Below are 13,206 nucleotides of genomic sequence, written 5' to 3' on the forward strand. Positions count from 1 at the left end.
CCCTGATCTGTTAATCTATGAAAAAGAAGGAATAAATGACAATTGAAAAAACCAATTATTGAATTCAAAAACGTCTCTAAAGTTTTTGAAGACAGCAACACCAAGGTTCTCAAAGATATCAACTTTGAGTTGGAAGAAGGGAAATTCTACACCCTTCTAGGCGCATCTGGTTCTGGAAAATCAACTATCCTGAACATCATTGCAGGTTTGCTGGATGCGACGACAGGAGACATTTTGCTGGATGGTATCCGTATCAACGACATCCCAACCAACAAGCGAGACGTCCATACGGTCTTCCAATCCTATGCCTTGTTTCCACATATGAATGTGTTTGAAAATGTTGCCTTTCCACTTCGCTTGCGTAAGATCGACAAGAAAGAAATCGAGCAACGTGTTGCTGAAGTTCTCAAGATGGTTCAGTTGGAAGGTTACGAAAAACGTTCCATTCGTAAACTCTCAGGAGGACAACGTCAGCGTGTGGCTATTGCCCGCGCCATCATTAACCAACCCCGTGTGGTTTTGTTGGACGAGCCTCTGTCAGCGCTGGACTTGAAATTAAGAACAGACATGCAGTACGAACTGCGTGAACTGCAACAACGATTGGGGATTACTTTTGTCTTTGTCACTCACGATCAGGAAGAAGCCCTGGCCATGAGTGACTGGATTTTCGTTATGAATGATGGCGAGATTGTCCAGTCTGGAACACCTGTGGACATCTACGACGAGCCGATTAACCACTTTGTTGCCACCTTTATCGGTGAGTCAAACATCTTGCCAGGTACCATGATTGAGGACTATTTGGTTGAGTTTAACGGCAAACGCTTTGAAGCGGTCGATGGTGGGATGAAGCCAAACGAGCCTGTGGAAGTTGTGATTCGTCCAGAAGACTTGCGCATTACCCTTCCTGAAGAAGGCAAGCTCCAAGTTAAGGTGGATACTCAACTCTTCCGTGGGGTACACTATGAAATTATCGCCTATGATGAACTTGGAAATGAATGGATGATTCACTCAACCCGTAAGGCCATCGTGGGTGAGGAAATCGGTCTGGACTTTGAACCAGAAGACATCCACATCATGCGTCTCAATGAAACCGAAGAAGAGTTCGATGCTCGTATCGAAGAATACGTGGAAATCGAAGAGCAAGAAGCAGGTTTGATCAATGCAATCGAGGAGGAAAGAGATGAAGAAAACAAGCTCTAAACTCTTTGTAGTGCCCTACATGCTCTGGATCGCCCTCTTTGTATTGGCACCCTTGGTCTTGATTTTCGGACAATCCTTTTTCAACATTGAAGGCCAGTTTAGTTTAGAAAATTATAAATCTTACTTTGCGTCACAAAACTTGACCTACCTCAAAATGAGTTTCAACTCTGTACTCTATGCAGGAATTGTGACTTTTGTGACCTTGCTTATCAGCTATCCAACAGCCCTCTTTTTGACTCGTCTCAAGCACCGTCAACTCTGGCTCATGCTGATTATTCTGCCTACTTGGGTCAACCTTCTTCTTAAAGCCTATGCCTTTATTGGGATTTTTGGTCAAAATGGCTCTATTAACCAATTCTTGGAATTCATCGGAATTGGTTCGCAACAGTTGCTCTTTACCGATTTCTCCTTTATCTTTGTCGCAAGCTACATCGAGCTTCCTTTTATGATTCTGCCCATTTTCAATGTCTTGGATGATATGGACAACAATCTTATCAATGCTAGCTATGACCTCGGTGCTACCAAGTGGGAGACCTTCCGTCATGTCATCTTCCCTCTATCGATGAATGGGGTGAGAAGTGGAGTTCAGTCCGTCTTTATTCCAAGTTTGAGTCTCTTCATGCTGACCCGTTTGATTGGTGGAAACCGCGTTATTACTCTGGGGACAGCCATTGAGCAGAACTTCCTAACAAATGATAACTACGGTATGGGTTCAACCATCGGTGTGATTCTCATCCTGACCATGTTCATCACCATGTGGGTGACCAAGGAAAGGAGAGAACGATGAAAAAATTTGCCAACCTTTACCTGGGACTGGTCTTTCTTGTCCTCTACCTGCCGATTTTTTACTTGATTGGCTACGCCTTTAATGCAGGCAACGACATGAATAACTTTACAGGCTTTAGCTTGAGCCATTTTAAAACCATGTTTGGTGATGGTCGCCTTATGTTAATTGTGACCCAGACCTTTTTCTTGGCCTTTCTGTCAGCCTTGATTGCGACCATTATCGGGACTTTCGGTGCCATTTACATCTACCAGTCTCGTAAGAAATACCAAGAAACCTTTCTTTCACTCAATAATATCCTCATGGTTGCGCCTGATGTTATGATTGGTGCCAGCTTCTTGATTCTCTTTACCCAGCTCAAGTTTTCACTTGGCTTTTTGACCGTTCTATCTAGTCATGTGGCCTTCTCGATTCCTATCGTGGTCTTGATGGTCTTGCCTCGACTCAAGGAAATGAACGGTGACATGATTCATGCGGCCTATGACCTTGGTGCCAGTCAATTTCAGATGTTCAAGGAAATCATGCTTCCTTACCTGACTCCGTCTATTATTGCAGGTTATTTCATGGCCTTCACCTATTCGCTAGATGACTTTGCCGTGACCTTCTTTGTAACGGGAAATGGCTTTTCAACTCTGTCAGTCGAGATTTACTCTCGTGCTCGTAAAGGGATTTCGCTAGAAATCAATGCCCTGTCTGCCCTTGTCTTTCTCTTTAGTATTATCCTAGTTGTTGGATATTACTTTATCTCACGTGAGAAGGAGGAGCAAGCATGAAAAAACTCTATTCATTTTTAGCAGGAATTGCAGCGATTATCTTGGTCTTGTGGGGAATTGCGACGCATCTAGACAGTAAAATCAATAGCCGAGATAGTCAAAAACTGGTTATCTACAACTGGGGAGACTATATCGATCCTGAACTCTTGGAGCAATTCACAGAAGAAACAGGAATTCAAGTCCAGTATGAGACCTTTGACTCCAACGAAGCTATGTATACCAAGATAAAGCAGGGTGGAACAACCTACGATATTGCCATTCCTAGTGAATACATGATTAACAAGATGAAGGGCGAAGATCTCTTGGTTCCGCTTGATTATTCAAAACTTGAAGGTCTTGAAAATATCGGACCAGAGTTTCTCAACCAGTCCTTTGACCCAGGCAATAAATTCTCCATCCCTTACTTCTGGGGAACCTTGGGAATTGTCTACAATGAAACCATGGTAGATGAGGCGCCTGAGCATTGGGATGATCTCTGGAAGCCAGAGTATAAGAACTCTATCATGCTCTTTGATGGGGCGCGTGAGGTGCTGGGACTTGGGCTCAATTCCCTTGGCTACAGCCTCAACTCCAAGGATAGCCAGCAGTTGGAAGAAACAGTGGACAAGCTCTACAAGCTGACTCCCAATATCAAGGCTATTGTGGCGGACGAGATGAAGGGCTACATGATTCAGAATAACGCTGCTATCGGCGTGACCTTCTCTGGTGAAGCTAGCCAAATGCTGGAGAAAAATGAAAATCTACGCTATGTGGTTCCGACCGAGGCCAGCAACCTTTGGTTTGACAATATGGTCATTCCCAAAACCGTCAAAAACCAAGATGCCGCCTATGCCTTTATCAACTTTATGTTGAAACCCGAAAATGCTCTCAAAAATGCAGAGTATGTCGGTTATTCAACACCAAACCTACCAGCTAAGGAATTGCTCCCAGAGGAGAAAAAAGAAGATAAAGCCTTCTATCCAGATGCTGAAACCATGAAACACCTAGAAGTTTATGAGAAATTTGACCATAAATGGACAGGAAAATATAGCGACCTCTTCCTACAGTTTAAAATGTATCGGAAGTAGGAGTTAGCAGTCACGAAACGAATCAGTCAAGCTGGTTCGTTTTTTCTAAATAATAAGCAGCTTTTTGATTTTGCTTGACAAATTGTTAAGAATCTAATATAATAAAGTTCGTAGAAGAAAACTATCGCTTTTAGCGTAGCCAAAGAATTACTGGTCGGTCTGTTTTGGTCAGTAGTTCGTAGATAGGCTTATTTGGGTTTTATATATTTTCCGCAAGCAGATGAATAAATATATCGTAGGAAGAGGTGTAAATAGCCTCTTTATTTTTTTGAGAAAAGGTACAGTATGTTAAGAAATTTAATTCTTAGTTACAGAACGTTGATGGATACTCAATACAAATTTACTATCACTCAGACTGTCTCCAAACAAACTACAGAAAAATATATTGAATTAAGCTTCACGGAACCAAATTTTCATCATCTTATAGGTTTGCACAAACTAAAAGGAATAGATAAAGTTAAGTGCTTCAATGGTAATGGGGCTCAGAGGATATATAACCAAATTTTGGGGAATCATATCACTTTTTATGATTTAGATAAAGATACATCTCAGCATAAGGCTGCATTTTTATCTAGAGCAACTTCTCTGAATTTAATTTATACGATGCTAGAAAATATAAGTGTTAATTTAAAGGGATTGTATTATTTTGACCCAAACAAAATTGGGTCTAAGATTAAAGCAAAGTATTTATTGCATTTTCAACATAGAGATAAAGAATTTTATTTTTTGTTTGATAAATATGATAAGAAGGTTAAGAACACTGATATTTGCTATCCTGTTTCAGTTTTTAGAAGAAAAATACAGGCTGAGTTGCCAGAAGGGCGTAGTGCAAAACACTATGAAATGAACCAAACCCCCATTAAGCTATTGAAGGTTGAAAAAATACAGGGGGCTAGAATTGTTACATTATACGATAGATAGTTCATTTGGTTTAGAGAGCTATTTTGAGTATGACAGGTATATCAGATATCTGAGATGTAAGTCCGCTATGAGCACCAACTAACTGTGAAGCCAATAGCAATCCTAAGCATGACGCTGGAAATAAGAATCATCAGAGGACAGAATAGAGAAATCGTGGCTATGCAAAAATAAATATTATAGCAAGATATGTATAGCAGATAAGATGGTAGTAAGTTTTGAGGAAAATCAAACGCTAATGACAATGTCTATCTCACAAGAATCATTTCCAGTTGACGCGGAACCCAAAAAACGATATAATAAGAAAGTTGAGAATTGATTTTCAGTTGTCTTAGTCCAGAGAAATGGCGGTGCTGCGAGCCATCTAAGCTAGAAAGTCATGCTACTCAATCATACAATTGCATAAGAATAAGAGAATGACAAGTTCATTGAATGAAGGTGGTACCGCGGTTTTTCGCCCTTCGTGATATGAGCTTGTCTTTTGATTTTTGGAGGTGTTTATGAAGACATTTCTTGTTAAACAAAAGTTTCGTCTTGGAGGCGAACGTTTCGCTATCAAGGACGACAGGGGAGAAATCGCCTATCAGGTAGAGGGATCATTTTTCCAAATTCCTAAAACCTTTACCATCTATGATGCGACTGGTGAACAGGTCAGTCAGATTAGTAAAGAAATCTTGACCTTGCTTCCTCGTTTTGAGATTCAGCTTCGGGATGGCTCGAGTTTTGTCATTCGTAAGAAGTTGACCTTCTGGCGAGATAAGTATGAGTTTGATAATTTAGATCTTCGTATCGAGGGAAATATCTGGGATTTGGATTTCAAATTGCTGGATGATCGCGATCAGCTGATTGCGGAAATTAAGAAGGAACTCTTCCATCTGACCTCTACCTATACCGTAACGGTTCTGGAGGACGGTTCTGGAGGACGCTTATGCAGACCTAGTTATTTCCCTCTGTGTCGCGATTGACTATGTGGAGATGCTGGAAAGCCAATCACATTAAACAAGTAAATAAGGAGACAATATGAAACAACTATCTAGTGCACAAGTACGCCAAATGTGGCTTGACTTCTGGGCGACCAAAGGTCACTCTGTAGAACCATCAGTGAGCTTGGTTCCTGTAAATGATCCAACTCTTTTGTGGATCAACTCTGGGGTAGCAACCCTTAAGAAATACTTTGACGGAACCATTATCCCTGAAAATCCACGTATTACCAATGCGCAAAAGGCTATCCGTACAAACGACATTGAAAACGTAGGGAAGACAGCACGTCACCATACCATGTTTGAAATGTTGGGGAACTTCTCTATCGGTGATTACTTCCGTGATGAAGCTATCACTTGGGCATATGAGCTTTTGACAAGCCCTGAATGGTTTGACTTCCCAGCTGAAAAACTTTACATGACCTACTATCCAGAAGACAAAGATTCTTATAACCGCTGGATTGAAGTGGGAGTGGACCCAAGTCACTTGATTCCAATCGAGGACAACTTCTGGGAAATCGGTGCAGGACCTTCTGGACCAGATACAGAAATCTTCTTTGACCGTGGTGAAGTATTTGACCCAGAAAATATCGGTATTCGCCTGCTTGCAGAAGATATCGAAAACGACCGTTATATCGAAATCTGGAACATCGTTTTGTCACAATTTAACGCAGACCCTTCTGTTCCTCGTAGCGAATACAAGGAATTGCCACACAAGAACATTGATACGGGCGCTGGTTTGGAGCGTTTGGTGGCCGTTATCCAAGGGGCTAAGACAAACTTTGAAACAGACCTCTTCATGCCAATCATTCGTGAAGTGGAGAAATTGTCTGGTAAGGTTTATGACCAAGATGGCGATAACATGAGCTTTAAGGTTATCGCTGACCACATCCGTTCACTTTCATTTGCCATCGGTGACGGTGCCCTTCCAGGAAATGAAGGTCGTGGTTATGTCCTTCGTCGTCTTCTCCGTCGTGCTTCTATGCATGGTCAAAAGTTGGGTATCAATGAAACTTTCCTTTACAAACTCGTTCCAACTGTTGGGAAAATCATGGAAAGCTACTACCCAGAAGTGCTTGAAAAACGTGACTTTATTGAGAAAATCGTTAAGAGCGAGGAAGAGTCATTTGCCCGTACCCTTCACTCAGGTCAACACTTTGCCCAAGGCATCGTAGCTGACTTGAAAGAAAAAGGTCAATCTGTCATTGCTGGTTCAGATGTCTTCAAACTTTATGACACTTATGGATTCCCAGTTGAATTGACTGAAGAAATTGCTGAAGAAGCTGGTATGACTGTTGACCGTGAAGGTTTTGAAGCAGCCATGAAAGAACAGCAAGAACGCGCGCGTGCGTCAGCTGTCAAGGGTGGTTCAATGGGTATGCAAAATGAAACCCTTCAAAACATCACAGTGGAAAGCCGCTTTAACTATGAAGCATCTCAATTGTCTTCTAAATTGGTGGCTATCGTGGCTGACAATGCAGAAGTAGAAGCTGTATCAGAAGGAACTGCCTCTCTTATCTTTGCGGAAACGCCATTCTATGCTGAAATGGGTGGACAGGTCGCTGACCACGGACAAATCTTGGATGAGTCAGGTAAGGTCGTGGCTACTGTGACAAATGTTCAAAAAGCTCCAAACGGACAAGCTCTTCATACAGTTGAAGTCCTTGCACCGCTTGTCTTGAACCAAGAATATACCTTGGCAATTGATAGCAATCGCCGTCACCGTGTCATGAAAAACCACACTGCGACTCACTTGCTTCACGCTGCTCTTCATAATATCCTTGGAAACCACGCGACACAAGCAGGATCTCTTAACGAAGTTGAATTCCTTCGCTTTGACTTTACTCATTTCCAAGCAGTAACTGCAGAAGAATTGCGTGCGATTGAACAGCAAGTTAACGAGAAAATCTGGGAAGCTCTTGAAGTGAAGACAGTTGAAACGGATATTGACACTGCCAAGGAAATGGGAGCTATGGCTCTCTTTGGTGAGAAATACGGTAAAGAAGTCCGTGTTGTTACTATCGGTGACTACTCTATCGAGCTTTGTGGTGGTACTCACGTTGGCAACACTTCTGAAATTGGTCTCTTCAAGATTGTCAAAGAAGAAGGGATCGGCTCAGGAACTCGCCGTATCTTGGCAGTGACTGGTAAGGAAGCCTTTGAAGCCTACCGTGAACAAGAAGACGCCCTTAAAGCTGTCGCAGCAACCTTGAAAGCACCTCAAGTCAAGGAAGTACCTCACAAGGTAGAAGGACTTCAAGAACAACTTCGTCAATTGCAAAAAGAAAATGCTGAGTTGAAAGAAAAAGCCGCAGCTGCAGCTGCAGGCGACATCTTCAAGGATGTGAAGGAAGTCAACGGTCACCGTTACATTGCTAGTCAAGTGTCTGTATCAGATGCCGGTGCCCTTCGTACCTTTGCAGATAACTGGAAACAAAAAGACTACTCTGATCTTCTTGTCCTAGTTGCTGCTATCGGTGACAAAGTCAATGTCCTTGTAGCAAGCAAGACAAAAGACCTTCATGCAGGAAACCTTGTCAAAGAATTAGCACCAATCGTCGATGGACGTGGTGGTGGTAAACCAGACATGGCCATGGCAGGAGGAAGCAACCAAGCTAAGATTCAAGAATTGTTGGATGCAGTAGCAGGTAAATTGTAATCAAGTAAAGATCTATCCATTTGGGTAGGTCTTTTTGTGAATACAAAAAAGCCAAATCTGATTGGATCTGGCTTGGTTATTATTTGCTATTATACTCAATGAAAATCAAAGAGCAAACTAGGAAACTAGCCGCAGGCTGTACTTGAGTACGGCAAGGCGACGTTGACGCGGTTTGAAGAGATTTTCGAAGAGTATTAGATTGTATTGGTTGCCCAGACACTTACCGAAGCAGCTGAGACTGGGAATTGTCCATAACCTTCCTCATCAATTGTAATTTGACCTTGGTGGTTTTCAAGTAAATCTACAAAGGTTTGGTTAGCACATTCTTGGCCGACAAACATTGACTTACTGTTTTCTTGGTCATTTGAAATCAAGACTGCGATTGGGGATTGATGTTCAGCACCTGAACGTACCCAACCGATACAGTTAGGATCATCAAAGTAGTCATTTTGTTCTCCATAGGCCAAATCTTTTCGGATGGCTAGGAGGCGGTCAAGAACTTCTTTGAAATCTTGTTGAGCATACTGCCCTGAAATCCCATAGTAGTCTCCGTAAAAGACACATGGAAGGCCGTCTTGGCGTAATAGAATGAGGGCATAGGCTGCTGGTTTGAACCATTCTTCAACAGTAGACTCAAGAGCCTGACCACGTTGGGTATCGTGGTTGTCGACAAAGGTTACAGCCTTGTCAGGTTTGAGTTCAACCAAGCTATCTGTGAAAATACCACGAAGGTCATAGTTTGCGCCAGCTTGACTGGCTTCAAAGAGATTCTGGTGGAGACGAACATCAACAAGGTCGAAGCGTTCTTCCGTTTTTTCAAGATAGTCCAGATTGGCTTCCTTGTCAGGATTCCAAAATTCACCAAAAACGTAGAAATCCTCACCGTATTTTTCCTTCATATCTCGGATGAAATTACGCATGAAGAAAGAGTCAATGTGCTTAACAGCATCTAAGCGGAAACCAGCTACACTAGTCGTTTCCATGAACCAGTCAGCCCAGTCATAGATATTTTGGATGACTTCAGGATGTTTAAAGTCTAGGTCGGCATACATGAGGTAGTCGTAGTTTCCGTTTTCGTTATCGACCAATTCCTCGTTGGCCCAGCCCTTGTTGTCTCCTTGAATCAGATAAATCCCAGACTTACGGCGTTTGGCATCGTAGTCTGTACCTGTGAAGTGGTACCAGTGCCAGTGGAAGTCATTGTAGGTATCTTGGCGACCATCGAAGGTAAAACTAGTCCAGCCATTGATGGTGAAGGGTTCTCCAAGTTCAACTGTACGGTCTACAGGATCCACTTCAATAACCTGAAAGGCTTCCCTGTAATCGGCAGCAGCCTTGTGGTTGAGAACCACATCGGCCATAGGCTGGATTCCCTGTGCTTTTAGAGTTTGAATGGCTTGAAGATAGTCTTCTTTGAAACCATACTTGGTGCGGACAGTCCCTTTTTGGTTGAACTCTCCTAGGTCAAATAAGTCATAGACCCCATAGCCGACATCTTTTTCATTGGTGGCTTTGAAGGCTGGTGGCATCCAGACATGGCTGATACCGAGATCAGCTAGGTGTGGAGCATCTTCAGCCAGACGCGTCCAATGTTGACCGTCGTGGGGCAGATACCATTCAAAGTATTGCATGAGTGTTTGATTTTGCATGATGTTTCCTCTTACTTGTCAATCTTGTTCTTTATTCTATCATAAAGTATTGGTTAGCTCAAACGTTTGCGTAAGATAGAAGAAATCTATTTTAACCACTTAAAATAAAGTGTTGATTTTTTTGTATCAAAGTGCTAGTATAATAGTATGTAATACAGATAAAGATAGGAGTCATCCCATGATTGAATTTCAAAATGTTAGTAAGTTGTATGGTGATAAAGAGGCCTTGAGCAATCTCAATTTGCAGATTGAAAATGGGGAGATTATGGGCTTGATTGGCCATAATGGTGCTGGAAAATCGACCACTATAAAATCCTTAGTCAGTATCATTTCACCTAGCAGTGGTCGTATTTTGGTAGACGGTCAGGATTTATCGGAAAATCGCTTGGCTATCAAACGAAAGATTGGCTACGTAGCAGACTCGCCTGACTTATTTTTACGCTTAACGGCCAATGAATTTTGGGAATTGATTGCCTCATCCTATGATCTGACTAGCTCTGACTTGGAAGCTAGTTTAGCTAGGCTATTGAGTGTTTTTGATTTTGCTGAAAATCGCTATCAGGTTATTGAAACACTTTCTCACGGAATGCGTCAGAAAGTCTTTGTCATCGGAGCACTCTTGTCTGATCCTGATATTTGGGTTTTGGACGAACCCTTGACTGGTTTGGATCCCCAGGCTGCCTTTGATTTGAAGCAAATGATGAAGGAACATGCACAAAAAGGCAAGACAGTCTTGTTTTCAACCCATGTCCTAGAGGTGGCAGAGCAAGTCTGTGATCGGATTGCCATTTTGAAAAAGGGGCATTTGATTTATTGTGGTAAGGTAGAGGACTTGAGAAAAGACCACCCAGACCAGTCTTTGGAAAGTATCTACCTTAGCCTTGCTGGTAGAAAAGAGGAGGTTTCAGATGCGTCTCAAGGTCATTAAAAAATTAGTTGATATCAATATCCTCTATTCATCTCAAGAAGCTAATCTGGCTAACCTACGAAAGAAGCAAGCTAAGAATCCTGCGAAAAAAGTAAATGTTTCCGCTAGAGTCCTAAGTTCTTACATTTTTTCCAGTCTCTTGATGCTTTTCATGTTTATAAATATAGCCTTTCGTTTTCCTTTTGAGGAAAGGCCAAGTTTTTTTAGTACCATGGTTGCTATTTTACTGGTGCTTGCCTTTTCAACTTCTTTCACTGCATTTTACAATGTCTTTTATGAGAGTAAGGACTTGGTATCGTATAGGCCTTATGCCTTTAAAGAATCAGAGATTATAATTGCTAAAGGACTGTCTGTTCTCTTGCCAGCTCTAACTGGAATTGTACCAATCCTAGCTTATTTTCTAGTCCTCTATATTAGGCTAGCTCCTTCTCTATGGCTGGGTTTGCCTTTGATGCTGCTGTCCTTGGCCTTATTATTTGTCTCTGTTACTTTAGTGATGGTAGTGGCAGTACATTTCTTGGCTCAGACTAGGGTCTTCAGAAAGTATCAGTCTATTTTTTCGAATGTGATGATTGGGATAGGGGTTCTCATACCTTTAATATTTGTCCTCTTTCTACAGTCGACTTTTGGAAGTATTGTTGACAAAGTTAGAGACATTCCATTTCTCCTTTATCCTCTTCATATCTTTTACAAAATAGCAGTGGAGCCTTTTTCGACAGAAGCTATACTGGGTCTGCTCGCTTGGATAGCTTTAACTGTTTTCTTGCTTTACCTGACCAAAAAGAAGGTCCTTCCTCGTTTTTATGACGTTATCCTGCTTAATAGTGAGGAGAAGGTCAAAAAAGAACGTCGCAATAAGGAGAGAATTTCAACTACTAATAAAAAGGGCTTTTTCCGCATGGTTTTACGCTACCACCTCACCCTCTTGGGACAGGGAACTGGCGTGATTACAGTGCTTTTTACAAGTGCTTTCCTTCCTTATCTCATGATGATCGGTCTGATTTCCAAAATCCGAGATTCTCAGATAGTTCCAGACATTCATCCTCCATATTGGTTACCCTTGTTTTTTGTAGGAGTGTTTATAGCAGTTGTCAATAACAATATCACCAGCCTACATTCAATTGCCTTGTCCTTGGAGAGAGAAAATGTTGATTTTCTTAAGAGTTTACCCTTTGACTTTGCTCGTTATGTGAAAGTGAAATTTTGGATTATATTTGCTGTCCAGTCCTTTTTACCAGTTCTGACTTTACTTGGACTTTCTCTATATCTAGGCTTGCCCATCCTTTCGATGATTTACCTTCTTGTAGTCTGGATCCTTGCCAGTGTCATCCTTTCTTGCCACCATTACCTTAAGGACGTGAAAAATTTGTCAACCAATTGGAGTAACATTACGGACCTGGTGAACCGTTCAAATCGTATAGTCGCAATAGTTTTACTCTTAATTTATAGTGTTATCTTAATGATTTTAGTCATAGCAAGTTTGTTCTTGGTTCGGTCTCTCTCCCCTATCCTTGCCATTAGCTTGGGAGTAGGAGTTCTTATCCTTCTGCTTGCTCTTGCTATTTTTGGCTATCATTACTACCTGTCACGCATATTGGCAGAAATAGAAAAAAGATGAGCTAGTTGGTCGCTTGATTGATAAATTCAATTCGACAAACGCTTTTATAGTTTGTTAGAATGTAGTTGTAAATGATTACGATTGGCAATCAAAAAAATATAGGGGGGAAGGTTTTGAATAAGAAATATAATATAGTTCTATTTTTGTTATTTATAGTTTATTTATTTGGATATTTTTCAATTTCAAAAACGTTAATTCCTATAATGTGTGTGATCCAAGTATTTTTGATAGAACATATATTTAGAGTTCGAAATAGGATTATGCAGATAGGTGAAATTATAATTATTGTTGCTTCTATAATATTATTTATTGATAGTATATTGAATTTGTAACAAAAGGCTTCTCTATAAAATCAAATTTTCCAGATACCTGCTGAAGCTGATTTATATCCTCATATTTCTTCTACTATATTCTATATTCGTCACTAAACTTGACAGACATATATTGCAGGTACAGCCTCTCTAGCTACAATCTCAAAGTTAAACTAAGGCTAGTTTCTTAGTTTGTTCTTTGATTTTCATTGAGTATAACCTGCGGCTAGTTTCTTAGTTTGCTCTTTGATTTTTGTTGATAAAAGAAACGCTCCTCCAAGACGGAAGAGTATTTTTTATTGTGATTCTTACACATTTA

Annotated in this window: 10 protein-coding genes and 1 pseudogene; 10 read left to right on the top strand and 1 reads right to left on the bottom strand. The window is 41.1% G+C overall.

The features are described 5' to 3' along the window. Window positions 1-42: 42 nt before the first annotated feature. The 7 genes and pseudogenes from RWO85_RS01075 (at window position 43) to alaS (ending at window position 8,381) form a co-directional block, all read left to right on the top strand. Window positions 43-1,200, top strand: coding sequence for an ABC transporter ATP-binding protein (locus RWO85_RS01075; protein WP_000742893.1), 1,158 nt, complete (start codon window positions 43-45; stop codon window positions 1,198-1,200). Next, entirely contained in the window at window positions 1,181-1,987 is an 807-nt protein-coding gene (locus RWO85_RS01080; protein WP_000753803.1) for an ABC transporter permease, read from the top strand. Before RWO85_RS01075 ends, RWO85_RS01080 begins: the two co-directional genes overlap by 20 nt. Continuing rightward, on the top strand, window positions 1,984-2,757 hold the full coding sequence (locus RWO85_RS01085) for an ABC transporter permease (protein ID WP_314413426.1): 774 nt from the start codon (window positions 1,984-1,986) through the stop codon (window positions 2,755-2,757). The genes RWO85_RS01080 and RWO85_RS01085 overlap by 4 nt, the downstream gene beginning before the upstream one ends. Continuing rightward, window positions 2,754-3,824 carry an ABC transporter substrate-binding protein gene (locus RWO85_RS01090; RefSeq protein ID WP_314413428.1) on the top strand — a complete coding sequence of 357 codons (1,071 nt, stop codon included), beginning with the start codon at window positions 2,754-2,756 and terminating at the stop codon, window positions 3,822-3,824. Before RWO85_RS01085 ends, RWO85_RS01090 begins: the two co-directional genes overlap by 4 nt. Window positions 3,825-4,109: 285 nt before the next feature. Further along, window positions 4,110-4,745: a PBECR4 domain-containing protein gene (locus RWO85_RS01095; RefSeq protein ID WP_153201904.1), complete on the top strand. Its 636-nt coding sequence runs from the start codon at window positions 4,110-4,112 to the stop codon at window positions 4,743-4,745. 497 nt (window positions 4,746-5,242) lie between these two features. Then, window positions 5,243-5,741: pseudogene (locus RWO85_RS01100) on the top strand (LURP-one-related/scramblase family protein). 21 nt (window positions 5,742-5,762) lie between these two features. Beyond that, the gene (gene alaS, locus RWO85_RS01105) at window positions 5,763-8,381 is read left to right on the top strand and encodes an alanine--tRNA ligase (protein ID WP_314413429.1); all 2,619 of its coding nucleotides are present in this window, start codon (window positions 5,763-5,765) and stop codon (window positions 8,379-8,381) included. Window positions 8,382-8,575: 194 nt separating this feature from the next. Here the strand turns inward: alaS and RWO85_RS01110 are convergent, their stop codons facing one another. Further along, complete coding sequence (locus RWO85_RS01110) at window positions 8,576-10,030, bottom strand: alpha-amylase (protein WP_314413430.1); 1,455 nt, start codon at window positions 10,028-10,030, stop codon at window positions 8,576-8,578. A gap of 178 nt (window positions 10,031-10,208) precedes the next feature. Here RWO85_RS01110 and RWO85_RS01115 point away from each other — a divergent pair, with 178 nt between their 5' ends. The 3 genes from RWO85_RS01115 (at window position 10,209) to RWO85_RS01125 (ending at window position 12,908) form a co-directional block, all read left to right on the top strand. Then, window positions 10,209-10,958 carry an ABC transporter ATP-binding protein gene (locus RWO85_RS01115; protein WP_136937233.1) on the top strand — a complete coding sequence of 250 codons (750 nt, stop codon included), beginning with the start codon at window positions 10,209-10,211 and terminating at the stop codon, window positions 10,956-10,958. Continuing rightward, on the top strand, window positions 10,939-12,576 hold the full coding sequence (locus RWO85_RS01120) for a hypothetical protein (protein ID WP_314413432.1): 1,638 nt from the start codon (window positions 10,939-10,941) through the stop codon (window positions 12,574-12,576). The genes RWO85_RS01115 and RWO85_RS01120 overlap by 20 nt, the downstream gene beginning before the upstream one ends. Window positions 12,577-12,647: 71 nt before the next feature. Next, complete coding sequence (locus RWO85_RS01125) at window positions 12,648-12,908, top strand: hypothetical protein (RefSeq protein WP_314413434.1); 261 nt, start codon at window positions 12,648-12,650, stop codon at window positions 12,906-12,908. Window positions 12,909-13,206: the final 298 nt, after the last annotated feature.

Origin of the sequence: uncultured Streptococcus sp. (genome assembly GCF_963521865.1) — a bacterium.
Taxonomy (GTDB): Bacteria; Bacillota; Bacilli; order Lactobacillales; family Streptococcaceae; genus Streptococcus.

Bases quoted from the DNA above. Each gene is read 5' to 3' on its own strand.
- RWO85_RS01080 (WP_000753803.1), top strand. From the start codon at position 1,181: ATGAAGAAAACAAGCTCTAAACTCTTTGTAGTGCCCTACATGCTCTGG.
- RWO85_RS01085 (WP_314413426.1), top strand. From the start codon at position 1,984: ATGAAAAAATTTGCCAACCTTTACCTGGGACTGGTCTTTCTTGTCCTC.
- RWO85_RS01090 (WP_314413428.1), top strand. From the start codon at position 2,754: ATGAAAAAACTCTATTCATTTTTAGCAGGAATTGCAGCGATTATCTTG.
- RWO85_RS01095 (WP_153201904.1), top strand. From the start codon at position 4,110: ATGTTAAGAAATTTAATTCTTAGTTACAGAACGTTGATGGATACTCAA.
- alaS (WP_314413429.1), top strand. From the start codon at position 5,763: ATGAAACAACTATCTAGTGCACAAGTACGCCAAATGTGGCTTGACTTC.
- RWO85_RS01110 (WP_314413430.1), bottom strand. From the start codon at position 10,030: ATGCAAAATCAAACACTCATGCAATACTTTGAATGGTATCTGCCCCAC.
- RWO85_RS01115 (WP_136937233.1), top strand. From the start codon at position 10,209: ATGATTGAATTTCAAAATGTTAGTAAGTTGTATGGTGATAAAGAGGCC.
- RWO85_RS01120 (WP_314413432.1), top strand. From the start codon at position 10,939: ATGCGTCTCAAGGTCATTAAAAAATTAGTTGATATCAATATCCTCTAT.
- RWO85_RS01125 (WP_314413434.1), top strand. From the start codon at position 12,648: ATGATTACGATTGGCAATCAAAAAAATATAGGGGGGAAGGTTTTGAAT.